Source organism: Nocardia heshunensis (assembly GCF_054782115.1).
The window spans coordinates 105,237-118,951 of sequence record NZ_BAAGTC010000014.1; the positions used below are offsets into that span (position 1 = coordinate 105,237).

The window sequence follows — 13,715 nt, forward strand, 5'->3', positions numbered from 1 at the left end:
CCGTAGCGGCTATGCCTCGGCCCCGCGATCGTGCTCGGCGGCCGCGTCTGTTTCGGGTCCGCGCGGGTTGCGACCGGCTTCGTACTCGGCGGCCTTGGCTGCGGCGTGCTGGTCACGTAGGCGTTGTTCAGCGGCAGCGCGAGCGGGGGCGAGATCGCGGCGGCGATCGCGTTCGGCTAGGGCATTTTCCAGTTTCGCGGTGGTCGTGGCGCGGGCTTTGACCTGGCGGGCGTGAAGGTCGGCGATACGGGTGTCGGTATAGCGGGCGGCGGCGAGTTCGCTGCGTTTGCCGGTTGTGTCGGCGTCGCGGTCGAGGATGGCCTGCCAGCGATGCGGGGCCGCCCCGGCGGCAATAGCTTCGGCACGGGCGTCTTCGGCGTGTTGGCGGGCCTGCTGGGCCTGTGTACGGGCTGTGGCCTGCTTGTGCTGGCCGATGCCGAGTTCTGCTTCGGTCTCGCGGCGGGTACCGATCCGGTAGGCGGGCAGCGCCTCGAGCTTGCGGTGGGCGTCGGCGACCGCGTCTGTCGCGATGGCGAGTTCCGCCTCGGTGGTGTCGGCCGTGGACTGGGCGGTCAGGGCGGCACGTACGAGATCGGCTTGCGTGTGCAGCTGGGCGTGCTCGGCTTCGACCGCCGCGAGCGCTTCGCTGGGCGCGGTGGCCGGTGCGGGGTCGGGTCGGGTGAGGGTGGCGCGCAGGGCGCGGATGCGGTCGTTGAGGTCGCGGCCGTCGAGGCTACGCAGCGGGTCGGCTTGCAGTTCGGTGGCGAGTTCGAGGTCCTCGAGGGCATGGAGTTGCTCGCGCAGTTGGGTCGCGTGGGCGGCGAGCTGGTGGTCGATACCGGGATGCGAGGGCGGCAACGGTGTCGGGTTGGTGCGCAGGACTTCGGTGCGGGCGTGTTGGTGCTGGTCGAGGAGGGCTTGCCCGCGGGCGGCGAGCACGCTCGCGGCGGCCGCCGCCTGGGTGAGGGGTGGTTGGCTGGCCTGGGTGATCTCGGTGATGAACTCGCGGGCGTCCAGGCCGGCGGTGTGCGAGGCGGCGACCACGTCGAGCAGGTGCTCGAAATCTTGGTTGTCTTCGACGTGGCGGTGCAGCCCGGCCGGAAGGTGTTGGGCGAGTTCGTGGCGGGCCCAGTCGCGGCCGAGCGCGCGGGCGGTGTGTTCGTAGTCGGTGCGGATCCGCGCGAGCCGGGCGGGCAGTTCCGCCGGGTCGGGAACGGCGAATGTGTCGGCGAACTCGCTGATCGCGGCCACACGCTCGGCGGCTTGGTCGGCTTGGTCGGCTTGGTCGGGTTCGTCGAGTTCGGTCAGGCGGTCGTAGAGGTCGCTGGTGTAGTCGGCGAGTTCGGCATCGATGCCCGCGAACCGCGGCGGCGCGGCCGCCAGTTCCGGAGCGGGCAGATCGCGGACCGCGAGGAACGTGCCCTCGGCGCCGTGGGCGGGAAGGCCGAGCTGGCGGGCGATGTGGCGATCGGCGCGCGACCGCAGGACCGCGGCCGGGTCGTCGGTCTCGTCGATTGGGTCGACGGTGACCCGCCACCGGTCGGTGGCTGTCAGCCCGACCAGAGTGGTCAGATCCAGGCCGGACTGCTCGGCACGATCGAGGGTGTCGACCAAGGTCTCGTAGTGCGGCGACACCGCGATCTGGGTGTAGAGGCTGGCGGGCAGACCGCGCTCGAGAACGTCGTCGATGCGGTCGTGTACGAGCAGGCTGCGGGCGTGGTCGTAGATCTCGCGCAGCCGCTCGGGATCCTCGGCGGCCGCGAGTTCCTGGCGCAGGACTTCGGTGGCGGTGATGTTGTCGTCCTCGCGGGCGAGCTCTCGACACCACACCTCGTAATCGCTACGCGCCTCGGCGGGGGCGTGGTCGAGGGCAGGGTCGGGCAGGGTGTCGGTGGCCAGGAAGATGCCGTTGTAGTCGCTGCCGCGGGTGAGCCCGACATACGCGAGCGAGCGGCCCAACGCCGCGCCCATGAGCAGGTACGCGTGCCGGACGGTCATGCCCTGGGCCCGGTGGACGGTGCTCGCGTACCCGAGCTCGGTGTTGTCGGCGACGTAACGGGCGGGCAGCACGACATGTCCGCGATGCGTGATCCCGGCGACGGTCAGCGACCCGTCCGCGTGCACGTTCCGCACCCGCCATTGCTCGCCGTTGTCGATCGGATCCCCCGCGCGGATGCCGCCGGTGATGCGGATCCGGTTGGTGTTGCGGCGGCTGACCACGATGTCGCCGACGTAGGCGGTGTGCGCGTCGGCAAGCGTTGCGCCGGGCCCGCTGGTGGCGACGTGTCCGGCCTGCGCGTGGGCGGCTTGCGCTGCGCCGTTGAGCAAGTGGACGTCCTCGAGGGTGGCGGCCATCATCAGACTCGACACTCCGGCGTCGAGGTCGGCCAGGTGCGCGGTGAGGATCTGTTCGCGCAGTTCGTCGACCATCCCGGACACGATCCGGCCCGCGGAATCGTAGAACTCCCAGGCTGCGGGAGCGTCGCCGTCGCGCACGCGCAGCGACGCCTGCGCCTCGTCCGGATCGGTGAATCGGACCACGGTATCGAGCTCGGGTGCATGGGTGTCGGCGGCGACCAGGCGCAAGCACCCCCCGGCCTCCACGGCGGAAAGTTGTGCGGGATCGCCGATCCATCGGACCACCGCACCGTGTGCGTCGGCGAGGGCTTGCAGCTCGGCGAGATTCGCGGTCGCGGCCATCCCTGCTTCGTCGACGAGCAGCATCGTGCCAGGCTCGATACCGAGGTCGCCGGTCTTGCGGGCACGGGTCAGCAGGGACTCGATCGTGCGCGCGGGGACACCGATGTCGTCGCCGAGAACACGGGCGGAGGACTTCTGTGGCGCCAGCGCCAGCACCTCTCGGCCGTCGTCGATCCACGCTTGGGCGACCGCGCGCATGGCGGTGGTTTTGCCGGTGCCAGCGGGCCCGATCGCGACCGCCAATCGCGTCCCGGACGTGCACAGATGGCGCACGATCCGCTGCTGTCCGGCATTCAACCTCTGGCCGGTCTCGGCCTCGACTGCGGCGATGGCTGCGGTGACTGCGTTGCTGGTGACGAACTCGGCAGTGGGGGAGTGTGCGGCGTCGACGAGTGCGGTTTCGGCGTCGAGAACGGATTGATTGGTGAACCGGACTGTGGTGGCCGCGCAGGTGGAGAACACACTCTGTCCGTTGCTGCGGGCCAAGGCTTGCGGCACGGGTTCGGGGTCGATGGTCAGCCGGATGCTGGTCGCGCGTACCGCGTTCACGATCTCGGCGACCGCAGCCCGCTGCTCGGTATCGGTGGCGAAATCGCAGGCGGAGACACGGTCTTCGGCGGCGGCGCGGATGTGGCATTCGGTCCAGGTCGCTCGGCGACGGGCGACGGTCTCGGCGACCTCGGCGGCGATCTGGCCGCGGTCGTAGACCTCGCGTCCGGCATGGCTGGCGACGCGCGTGGCGAGGTCGAGCAGGTTGTTGTCGTGCTCGGGATCCAGCAGCGCCACGACCTCGTCGGCGGCGGCCGATCGGTCGGTGTCGGTGGCGAATTCGTAGCGGTCGAGGGCGTCGTGGACCGCGGCGGCGCGCTGTCCGGGTGTGCTGTCGGCGAGCTCGACCACATGCTCGGCGAGCAGTCCGGCCGCGGTGAGCGCGGCGTGCTGGGCGTCGTAGTCGCGCAGCATGTTCGGATCCCGCGACAGCTCCACTACGTGCTCGACCCACGCCTGCGCGGTGCGGCCGTCGCCGAGGAACCCTTCGGTATCCGCCGCCCATTCCTCGATCATTTCCCGCAAGGTCCGCGGCAGCGGCTTGGCGTCGCGGGTGGCCAGGGTGGCGGCTTGAGCGAGGCGGATCTGGACGGCTTTGCTGGGGTTGCGGCCGTGCTTGGCGCGGTAGTCGGCGACGAGTTTCTCGGTGGCGCGCACGATGTTCGGGCGGCGACTGAAGTGCGCGATCAACGCTTCGGGGACGTCGGCGATCTCGTAGACCGGTGCCTTGCCCAACCCATTGCGGTAGCGGGGTTCGAACCGCAAACCCAGGCGGCGCTTGAGCTTGCCGGTGATCGCGGCGTTGTACTGGCACGACAGCGAAACCGTTGCCGCATACAGCGATCGCGCATCCAGAGCGCACCACTTCCTATCCGCACCCAGCACCCGCGCGGACACCACGGCGTGGGTGTGAAGGTTGGGGTCGCCGGTGCGGTTGTCGAAGTGGTCATACAGCGCGAACGTCATGCCGTCCGCGTCGATCTGACGGATTCCACCCGCCCCGCGGCGGGCGAGCGCGAACTCCGATTGCATGCGTGCCAGGGTCTCTTCGACGGCTTCACGATGGCAGGCCGCGATCTCGGCGCGCAGCGCATCGTCGCCCAACCCCCACAGGATCGAGACGCTTTTCTGCGGGGTGAACACGCAGTCGTAGGCGGCGACCGCCTTGCTCTGGCGCTGCTTCTCGTCGGCCAGGGCGTCATCGATTTCGAGGTCGGACGGTTCGCGGCCCAGTTCGTCGGTGAGGTGCTGGCGGGCCGCACTGACACGCAGATCCAGCCACTCCTCTTGGGTGAGGGGGCGGCCGACTTCAGCCAATGCCGTGGTCTTGTCACGCAGATAGATGGCCTGGATCGCGCTGGTGCCGTTGCCGCGGGCGTGCACTCCGCTGCCCAGGGAGGCGGCGGTGAGGGCTTGCCGAGCGGTCATGCCGGCGGCGACGGCATCGACGATGATCCTGTCGGCATCGGGGTGGATGCCCTCGCCGTAGAGGGCGCGCATCTGATCCTGCGACACCTCGCCGTTCACTCCGAGAATCTCAGCGCCGCGGCCGAACCAACGGCCCGGGGGAGTACCGGTTGCTGTGTAGTAATCGGTGAAGGATTTGTCGGCGGCGCGCGTGCGGTCGCCGGTGGCGACCTGCCGTGTGAGGTAGGTGTAGCCATCGCCCGCGTGGATCGCGTGGATGGTCATCACGAGATCAACGGTAGGCCTGAAACATGCAGCTCGGAAGGGGTCGTGGCCGAAAATTCACAATAGTGCAAGAGGTGTGTATAGGGATAAGGCTCTACAGGGGTAGATCGCAAGCGATCGGGATAGGGAGCGGCAGGGACATGAGCACGGGACGCGCGGATGAGGATTGCGGAAGATTCGCGGCGGGAACGGCCAGAGCGGGCGTAGCGTGAGAAATCAAGATCGCTGAACGGACTTCGAGCCGGGCGACACCCCGGCTACCGGCGCGACAGGGCCGCCCGCGCGGCCCGTTGGAAGGGGATGCGATGGCGACCAAACCGGCTGGACCGGCGGTTGTAGCCCGCAAGCAAGCGCGCGCGGCGATGGCCGCGGTGACGGCGGCTGCGCGGGAACGCGAGCACGCGGACGCTGAGGACTTGGCGGCGGTGTTGAAGGCGGGCGCGCAGATCCAGCGGGCGGCCGCCAAACGTGACAAAGACATCGCGGCCGCGCAGCAGGCGTACGCGACCACGGCGGGCGCGGTGGAAGCGGAGGAAGCGGCGGCGCTGGCGCGGATCAAGGCGCGCGGGACCGACGAGCCGACATTGGTGGAGCTGACTGGCTTCGAGCTGGGCGAGGTGCGGCGGCTGCTGCGGCTGGCCGCGCCTGCGGCGGCGACCGGGCGGGCGTCGGGGCCGGCGGCCAAACCGTCGGCTGCGCCGGGACCGGTCGGCGATTAGATCCGACTGCGGACATGGCAATGCCCCCGTGGGTGACCGATCCGGATCGGTCACCCACGGGGGCATTTTGGTGGGACTCCCGCGCGCTGCGCGTCGTTGGGCGGCTGGGCACGTCGTTGGGCCTGCGGGGGCTATCAGGCGATGAGTTCGGGGTGGGCGGGTGCGGGCTGTCGGCGCCCGCGTGCGCGGCCGGTGAGTTCGACCAGGCGGGCACGGTGGGCAAGCAACGGTTCTCGGGCTCGGCTGATCAGGGCTTCTATCGCGGATATCTCCGCTGAGGTCTCGCACATCTGCTTGCCTCGGGTGAACAGTGTCCACAGGTGTCGCCGGTAGGAGTCTTCGACGACTTGGCGGGCGCTGGACCACACCGTGATCGGTAGCCCCAGGGTGTAGACGTCGGTCAGTTCCTGGGCGATGCGGTTTTGGCTGATGTGGAACTCCGCGAGCTTGGGCCCGAGATTGCGGGCAAGGGCGAACACGGCTTGCGGAGTGGGCGGTTCGCCACGCTCGCAGGCAATGACACGGATCAGGGCGGCGATAACGGCACTGAGGTGGTCCTCGAAATCCGTGGTGAGCACCAGCGACAGGACTTCGGCGGCCCGGTCGCGGTCCAGGGTCAGCAGTGCGGCCACGAGATTGCGCTCCGGGTGCATCGCGCGTTGCCCGCGGCGCTGGGTCGCGGCCTTGATCTCGGTCACGACCTCCGCGACGGCGGCGCGGTCAGCGGATCCGTGCGACCGGCCGGGACGGCCCGGCGGATCGGGTGCGGCGGGGTCTGGGTGGCGCGACATGACGGGAACCTCCTACGCGGATCGGCCGGTCACTCTGGCGCGGCGGCGGGGCGGGGGTCGGCAGTGATGTCCTCGCCGTCGGCGGCGTCGGCGAGCAGGGCGTCGCGGTCGGCCTGCAACGATGCGAGGCGGGCGGCGCTGGCTTCCCGTTCCTTTTCGATCTCGGCGGCCAACGCTTGGGCGGCGGCCCGCTGAGCGAGGCGGCGGTTGCGGGCTGCCACCACGATTGCCGCGCTGTGTATCTGGTCGAGGTCGGGGCGAGACAGGAACTGCTGAAGGATCGCGCGCAGTACCGCGATGAACCGCTCGGTGGTGCGGGGCGGGCACGGGTCGGTGTGGGTGTCGCTGATCGGGCGGCGCGCGTTGGCCTCCCACCTGCCCAGCTGCGGGAACGTGGCGACGTGGATACGTCGTGAGCCGCCCACAACGGCGATGCCGTTGACCTGGGGCGGGTTGGGGCGTTCGAACCACTTGCGTTCGCGGGTGCCGTCGTCCTCGCCGTAGACGACGCTCACGCGGCACACGGGTTCGGTGGCGGTGGTGTCGTCCTCGATCCACACCGTGACCGTCCCGCTCAAACGCTTGCCAGCGATCGTGTAATAGCTGCGGGCGGTCATGAGGTCGGTGCTGTCGGTGAGGTAGACAGTCCCGAATTCACCCAGATCGACGGCGGTACCGGCGTATTCGCGCGGGGCCGGGTCACGGACCGCGCGCGAACGATCGGCGCTCATCGGACCGATCACCCGCGCGAGATGCTCCACCCGGTCGGCTTCGCCGACGGTGATCACGGCGCGGTCTTCGTCGACGCTCGGCACGGTGGCGGTGACGTCGGCGGTGAAAGCGACGGTGAATCCATAGCGCTCGGCCTCGCCGCACAGCGTCACCCACAGCAGCGCGGCGGGGTCGCTGACCGGTTCGACGGTGGCGGGCTCGCCCTCGAAGTCCTCGATCCCGCTGGTTTGGCTGATGTCCCACACCTTGCGCATCCGAAAACGGGTGCGGCCCTCACCCTCGTTGGTGTCCGTGCCTGCCTCGACGATTTCGAGCAGTACCGGCCCGGTGTCCTGGCCGGTCTCGGGTGCCGCCTCGCGGCCCTTGGGGGCGGAGATCTTCAACGCGGGCTGTGCCGGGTAGCGGCCGCGGTCGCGCCATCCGGCGGCGGTGTCGATATCGGTCACGGTGAATCCGCGCTCTTCGGCCTGGCGCAGGATCAGGGCCTGATTGCGCAGGCTGTAGCGCAGGAATCGCCCGCACGGGATCCGCACGGCGGTGGCAACCATCGCGCTGACCGCGTCGGGGTCGCTCAACAGGGTGTCGACGTGGTCGGCGGTGGCCTTCTCCTCCGCGCGCCATGCTGCGATCTGTTCGGGGGTGTAGCTGCGGCGGGTCTTACGCATGATCGGGACTCCTTCACTCGGCCGGAATGGATGTACGGTTCTTACGCAAATTCGGGGGCGCGTCCCGCGGGCTTTACGGGCGGTCGGGGGTGGGGATGGTGACGACAACGGCGGTGGCGTTGTCGGCGCGGGTTCCTGCGGCCGCGACGGCGGCGCGGGTCAGCCAGTGGGCGGCCTGCTGACTGGTCGGGGCGACGGTGAGAATGCGGCGAATCGTCTTCTGTGACAGGGCTTCGTGTACGCCGTCGGTGCTCAGCAGCACTCGCCGCGCCCGCAGCAGGTTCGGCCACGAGGGCCACGCGTTCTCTTCGGGCTGGCCTTCGGGGCGCGCCAGCGAGCGAGTCAAATCCCACGGGCGGCCGAATGCACCGAGATTGTGGTCTCGGGTGAGGGCGACCAGGCGGGTATTGCCCAGCAGGACATAGGCGCGGCTGTCGCCGATCCACGCCACATTGACCGTGGCGTCGGGGCTGATGGTCGCCACAACCAGAGTCGTGGACGGGCGCGGTGCCCCGTACTCGCCGGTGTAGTTCTCGAACGTCTCGCGCTGCTTGGCGTTGGCGTGGCGGCCGCACAGGGGCACAGCGGCGCGGGTGAGCCGGATCAACTGGCCCGGGGCACTGCGGTAGTCGACGGACGCGGCGAGCGTGCACGCGGCATGCGCGGCGGCGTCGGCGATCAGAGCGGATCCAGCGATGGACCCGACGCCATCGGCGGCGGCGACCACGACATAACCGGGGGCGGTCTCGACGTAAGTAGCGTGGGCAGTCGCGTCCTCGTTGTGGGCGCGCCCACCGATCAGGGACGCGGCCCCGATTTCGATGTCCCGCAGGTGGTAGGCGGTCGTGGCGCGATCAAGGGGCGGTGCTGGTCATTTCGGGGCCTCGCTTTCTGGGATTCGGTTGCGGCAGTGGCGAACCGGGGGGCTAGCCGTGGGTGGCGTCGAACCATTCGGCGTAATCGATGCGGTCGCGGCGCTCGATCTGCGCGACGCTCGAGCCTTCGAACTCGGCGTAATGGCTGCCGCACAACAGATCCGGGTCCGGATCGTCGGGGCCGCCGGGACGCACCACGGGCAAGGGGTGGGCATGCACGGGCCTTTCTCCGGGCGGCCCACCTTCCAAAGAATGTGTACGGAACTTACGCATTCGAGGGAGAGGTGGGCCGCTGCGAATAAGACGGGGATAGGTCAGCGTTCGAGGGCGCGGCGGCCGCCGATACCGGTCTGTCCGAGATTCACGCGGCGGGCGGCGGCGGCCCCCAGTCCGGCGGCGTCGGCGGAGTAGGTGGCGCGGCTGCGGGTCGTGCGCAACTGCCCGCTGAATTCGGCGCGCATGATGGTGTCGGCGCGCTGCTGGTCATCGACCAGCACCAGCGCGGTGCCCGGTTCGCTGTCCTCGGTGGCGGTGGTCTCGGCGGCGGTGAGGCGTTCACCGATCTCGGTGTAGAAACCGAACATCCACGACGCGCGAACTTTCCGTGTGCGTGCAGGCGTTCCGGCGGCGCTGGACATCCACCGGGCTCCGGCGAGCATCTGCGGCATGAGAGTGGCGAACAGAACCTGTACCCGCGTCAGGTGCGCGGCGACCCCGTACAGCCGGATCTGAGGGTCACCGCCTCGACGGTGTTTGATCGCAACGCAGTGCATCGCCGTGGACAGGATGTTCAACAACTGTGCCTGTTGGGGCTGGTACTGGCCGATCAGACGGAATTCGGCGGTTTCGATGGGGGCCGGGCCCTGCTCGGTCTTCCGCTGGCGGGCCTGGGCTTCGTCGATACCGTATTTCGCGATCAACGCGAACGCTTTGCTGTTCAACGCGTCGGCCTCGGGGGTGCCCGCGACGCGTTCGGCCTTGGTCAGCAACTTGCGCACCTTGTCCAACATGTCGTGCGAGGGTGCGCCGGACTGCTCGGTCATCGGAATGTCCTTTCTCGGAAACGATCGGGCGGGGCTGGAGCTCGGGGACGGCTATTCGGGCTTGAGTGCCGCGGTGGCCTTGGCGTCGCGTTCGGCGTTCAATGCCTTGGCAATGGGAGCGATCGCGCCGCGCACGCGCAGTCCGGCCCGTTCGCCGAAGCTGTGCACCCACAGCGGTTCACCCTTGGGGCCGATTGCGGCGTCCATGCCCCATTGCGGGGCCTCGCCTTCGAGCTGCGACACCATCAGCGTGTGTCCGGACCCCAACGTGACTTCGGCGTAGTAGCCCTGGCGGCGGGTGCAGAAGTGGTCGGGTTCGTCGCGGTAGTGCATGTTCTTGATCTCGAACGTCAGCGTTTCGTTCTCGTGGCTGATCGCGTGGGGCTGCTCGGTCATCGCTCGATCGCCTTTCACTCGCTGCGGGCGGGGTGGGCGGTGCTGGCCTGCGGGGGCAGGATCCGCACCGATTCGACGGCGTCACAGCGCAATCCGAGATACGAGCGGACGGTGTGCACGCTCGCGGCCGGGGACTCGGCGGTGAGACCGTCGCGCACGGCGCGGCTGAACAAACCCAGATCGGCGACCACGGCGGCGCGGAATCCTTCGCCGGTGGCGGTGATCTCGACCTGAGCGCGGCGGGCGGCGCTCATCTGCGGGCCTACGCTCGTCAGTGCGGCGCGGGTGGTCTCGACCAGCTGCGCGGCCTGCTCGTCGCTGATGCGCGCCCAGGTGCGCAACCCGGTGCCGTTGTCGTAGGTGATCAGGATCAGCAATGCGCCGGTGGCCAGTTCGCGGGCCACTGTGACGGCGTCGCCGTTGGGCTCTTCAAGGCGCAGCAGGGCGACGGCTTCGATGCCGTCGAAGTGCAACAGGGTGCCCGACGGCGGGCGGGGCTGACGGTCGTCGTTCACAGCGGTGTCCTTTCACTGGTGTTGCCGTGGCCTGGGTTCGGCCGCGGCGGCTGTACGGTGCTGGTGTGCAATCGGTCCCGGTCCATGAGCTGCGCGCGCAGTGGTCGCGGTTCGTCGACGGCGCGGACTTCGACGGGGACACGGTCGCGGTCCTGTGGCACGGGACGGCTGAGGCGGTGCTGCTGCCGGTGTCGGTGTGGCGCACAGGATGTCGGCGGGTGCCCGTCGGTGGGGATGTGCGGCAGACTCTGACCGTGGGGGAAGCTCGCCAACAAGTGCGGGAACTACGCGAGAGCGCGGCGGCGGGCCTGCACACGGTGCTTGTGCGCTACGGTCGCGAGGTCGCGGTGTTGGCTCCGCACTCCTGGGCGGTGTCGGCGGCGCTGGTGCCACCGCCGACGTTGACGCCCTGACCGGCTGATCACGAGGGCAGTTGCTGCCAATCGGTGCCGAGTAGGTCGGCGGCGATCTCGCGGCCGTTTTCGGTGAGGTGGCCCAACTTCGCGGCGGGCATCCCGAAAATCAATCCGGTTTCGAGCAACCGAGCCATGGTGTGGGCGGGGTCGACGCGCAGCGCGACTTCGGCGGCGTAGCGGGCCAACGCGAGATCGTCTCGGGCGTAGGCGAAAAAGCACAGCAGGGCGGCGGCTTCGGCGCGGTCGGGGTACGGCAGACACCGGGTCAGCCGTACCCACATCTGTTCGGCGGCGGCGGCGTGACTGCCGCCGGTGAGTCCGAACATCACGTCTCGCACCACCTTGTCGCGCAGCGCCACCGCGATATCGGCGAGGTCGCGCGCTGAGGGCGGGTGGTGGGCTGCGGTGGATGCGATGTGCTGCAGCACGTTCCGCAGCGATTCGCGGCTGTCGCTGTCAGGGTCGTTGCGTCGCAGGGCGGCGGCGAGTCGCTTCGAGGCGGCGTTGGCGGCGGCGGGCAGCGCGGCGGCGACCTCCGCGCGGTCGCTCGCGCCGAACGCGGGGATCGGGCCGGTGAGCTCCGGCCGCGACTGGGGCGCGGTGGCGGACAGGTGGGGTTCGGGTCGGTCGGCGGGTGTAGCCATGGCGGGGGCCTTTCTGGCTAGGCTGGAGGTGTCCACGGCTCGGGCCCCGGGCAGGTGAGGACCGCCCGGGGCCCGAGCCGGTGGCGTACAGGAATTGGTCAGACGGCGGCGAATCGGTCGAGTTGTTCGCCGGTGATGGGTGAACGGGCTGAACGCCAACCCAGTTATGTACATTTCTTACGCAATTTGGGTGTGGGTTGGCGGGGTTGTGCTATTCGGTGCGGTCGTGAACGGGCAACACGGCCCCGACGGGATACCCGAGAATCCGCTCCAGGGCCTTGTGAAATCGGCTGTCGGTGTCTCCGGCGTAGTTGCCTCCGTGCATGAACCACGGGGGCCGCTGGCCCGGGGCCGGGACGGGGCGCAGGAACGCGTACCGCTCGGGCGGGTAGGTGTTGAGCGAGGAGAACCGGCGTTTGATCACGACCACGACCGGCGGCGCGTCGGGGGTCGGGGCGCTGGCGCGCCACTCGGGGACCGGGTGTTCCTCCTTCTGGGTCTCGTCCACGATGCCGATCACGGTCACTTTGTCGTGCGTGGCGGTGACTCCGCATGTGGCGTTGTACGGGCCGCGAAAGACCGTCAACACCAGCCCGCGCACGTCCGGGGCGGGGGTCTCGGCCTGCGGGACGGCGGCGGCTGCGGTGGTGTGCTGGTTCACGATCGGGTTCCCTTCTGGTCGATGTCGAGCAGCGGCAGGACGTCGCGGCGGTGCGCGCGCAGGCACGGGTCGCACAGCTGCTCGGCGTTGCGGATCGGGCCGTAGTACTCGCAGCCCTGGCAATGCTTGTGGTAGCGGTAGTGGCACCCGGACGGGATGATGCCGGTCTCGTCCTCGTACGCGCCTCCGCTGACGCAGTTTCGGCACTTGCACACCGGCAAGGCTGCGGGCGGGTCATCGGCGTACATCACGAACCCTTCCGGTCGAGCGGGTCGACGATGGCGGGATGCTCGTCGAGATCGATGAACTCGTCACACACCTCGCAATACGAGTTGGAGTGCAAACGGAAGCTTTCGCACTGGGGCACAACGGATCACGCATGCGCGTTCTCCTCGCCTCGGAACGGATAAGGGGGGACGGCTGGACCGGCGTTAGGTTTCCTGCCGTGCCCGTTGTCGCGGGTCACGGCGTTACGGCCCCGGGTGTCAACCCTGGGCGTCTTCGCACTGCTGGACATGTCCAGCCGAAACATGCTGTGGCTGCCCGCTGGCACGCGGGACGCAAGCGGCGAAGGTCGGTATGTTCGCGCCGGTCTGCTGTGGAGTTGAGAAAGTCCGTTCGGAATCGGTGACCCGGTCTGCGCTGCCTTTCCGATCCAATACCTAAATCTTACGCGCCTCACGCGTCTTACGCATTGGATTCACTGATCTTCGAGGGTCTCGTTTTCGCAGGTCCGGTAGTGTTTTCGCGCGTAAGAATGTGCGGGTTTGGCCCTTTTTCTTTGGTTTCTGTGGCCCTCTGGAGGCGCCTCCCCGGCGAGGGGCGGGGGTCTCGGGGGCAGCGCCCCCGCACACGCCCGCCAGGGCGTGCAGCTCTGTCTTTTCCGGGGGACGGGCCACACTGGTGGGTTGGTGGTGGACCCTCCGGCTGGCGGGGACGTCTCCGATCACTGGGGTTGAGGCCGGTCAAGCCACGCTCTTCGGCTTGACCGGCCTCAACCCCAGTGATAGTCCCGAAAAGCCAGACGGAGAGTCCACCACCTCGGGACCGGCACCCGCGCGAGCAACGCTCGCGAAGTCCTCCCCGCGGCGTGACCAGACAGGCACGGCCGGCCGGAACCGAACTGCCTCCCGCGGATCCGGGCTGGCAGGGTGAGCCCGCGGGAGCTGCGCGACGGCGGGAGGGCTCGGTGCCGCGGTAGCTCAAGGCATCCCGGCGGTGCCGGTGGTGGCGCGGCTGATCGTTTCCCACTGTGTAAGACCTCCGATGGTTTTAGGGGTCAAGCCGCAGCGCGTGTCGGCGGTGTGTCGGGTAGTA

Annotated in this window: 13 protein-coding genes; 2 read left to right on the forward strand and 11 right to left on the reverse strand. The window is 69.2% G+C overall.

Going from position 1 to position 13,715, the window contains the following annotated elements:
- Positions 1 to 9: 9 nt before the first annotated feature.
- Entirely contained in the window at positions 10 to 4,941 is a 4,932-nt protein-coding gene (gene mobF, locus ACYVN4_RS36075; protein ID WP_460727177.1) for a MobF family relaxase, read from the reverse strand.
- 305 nt (positions 4,942 to 5,246) lie between these two features.
- Between mobF and ACYVN4_RS36080 the strand changes: the two genes are divergently transcribed.
- A complete protein-coding gene (locus tag ACYVN4_RS36080; protein ID WP_460727146.1) occupies positions 5,247 to 5,660 on the forward strand; it encodes a hypothetical protein in 414 nt (137 codons plus the stop codon).
- Between the two features lie 134 nt (positions 5,661 to 5,794).
- Here the strand turns inward: ACYVN4_RS36080 and ACYVN4_RS36085 are convergent, their stop codons facing one another.
- The 7 genes from ACYVN4_RS36085 to ACYVN4_RS36115 form a co-directional block, all read right to left on the reverse strand.
- The gene (locus ACYVN4_RS36085; RefSeq protein WP_460727148.1) at positions 5,795 to 6,451 is read right to left on the reverse strand and encodes a hypothetical protein; all 657 of its coding nucleotides are present in this window, start codon (positions 6,449 to 6,451) and stop codon (positions 5,795 to 5,797) included.
- Between the two features lie 29 nt (positions 6,452 to 6,480).
- A complete protein-coding gene (locus ACYVN4_RS36090; RefSeq protein WP_460727150.1) occupies positions 6,481 to 7,848 on the reverse strand; it encodes a hypothetical protein in 1,368 nt (455 codons plus the stop codon).
- Between the two features lie 73 nt (positions 7,849 to 7,921).
- Positions 7,922 to 8,680 (reverse strand): PP2C family protein-serine/threonine phosphatase, encoded by a 759-nt coding sequence (locus tag ACYVN4_RS36095; protein WP_460727179.1) that lies wholly within the window; start codon positions 8,678 to 8,680, stop codon positions 7,922 to 7,924.
- 94 nt (positions 8,681 to 8,774) lie between these two features.
- The gene (locus ACYVN4_RS36100) at positions 8,775 to 8,942 is read right to left on the reverse strand and encodes a hypothetical protein (protein ID WP_460727152.1); all 168 of its coding nucleotides are present in this window, start codon (positions 8,940 to 8,942) and stop codon (positions 8,775 to 8,777) included.
- A 95-nt stretch (positions 8,943 to 9,037) separates the two neighbouring features.
- Entirely contained in the window at positions 9,038 to 9,766 is a 729-nt protein-coding gene (locus ACYVN4_RS36105) for a DUF2786 domain-containing protein (RefSeq protein ID WP_460727154.1), read from the reverse strand.
- A 51-nt stretch (positions 9,767 to 9,817) separates the two neighbouring features.
- A complete protein-coding gene (locus ACYVN4_RS36110; RefSeq protein ID WP_460727156.1) occupies positions 9,818 to 10,162 on the reverse strand; it encodes a hypothetical protein in 345 nt (114 codons plus the stop codon).
- 14 nt (positions 10,163 to 10,176) lie between these two features.
- Positions 10,177 to 10,677 (reverse strand): hypothetical protein, encoded by a 501-nt coding sequence (locus ACYVN4_RS36115; RefSeq protein ID WP_460727158.1) that lies wholly within the window; start codon positions 10,675 to 10,677, stop codon positions 10,177 to 10,179.
- Between the two features lie 65 nt (positions 10,678 to 10,742).
- On the opposite strand from ACYVN4_RS36115, the gene ACYVN4_RS36120 reads away from it, so the two are divergent.
- Complete coding sequence (locus ACYVN4_RS36120; RefSeq protein WP_460727160.1) at positions 10,743 to 11,090, forward strand: hypothetical protein; 348 nt, start codon at positions 10,743 to 10,745, stop codon at positions 11,088 to 11,090.
- Between the two features lie 8 nt (positions 11,091 to 11,098).
- Here the strand turns inward: ACYVN4_RS36120 and ACYVN4_RS36125 are convergent, their stop codons facing one another.
- The 3 genes from ACYVN4_RS36125 to ACYVN4_RS36135 all read right to left on the reverse strand — a co-directional run bounded on the left by ACYVN4_RS36125 (position 11,099) and on the right by ACYVN4_RS36135 (position 12,646).
- Positions 11,099 to 11,737, reverse strand: a complete 639-nt coding sequence (locus ACYVN4_RS36125; RefSeq protein ID WP_460727162.1) for a DUF4192 domain-containing protein — start codon at positions 11,735 to 11,737, stop codon at positions 11,099 to 11,101.
- 211 nt (positions 11,738 to 11,948) lie between these two features.
- The gene (locus ACYVN4_RS36130; RefSeq protein ID WP_460727164.1) at positions 11,949 to 12,398 is read right to left on the reverse strand and encodes a hypothetical protein; all 450 of its coding nucleotides are present in this window, start codon (positions 12,396 to 12,398) and stop codon (positions 11,949 to 11,951) included.
- Positions 12,395 to 12,646: a hypothetical protein gene (locus ACYVN4_RS36135; protein ID WP_460727166.1), complete on the reverse strand. Its 252-nt coding sequence runs from the start codon at positions 12,644 to 12,646 to the stop codon at positions 12,395 to 12,397. The genes ACYVN4_RS36130 and ACYVN4_RS36135 overlap by 4 nt, the downstream gene beginning before the upstream one ends.
- Positions 12,647 to 13,715 lie beyond the last annotated feature (1,069 nt).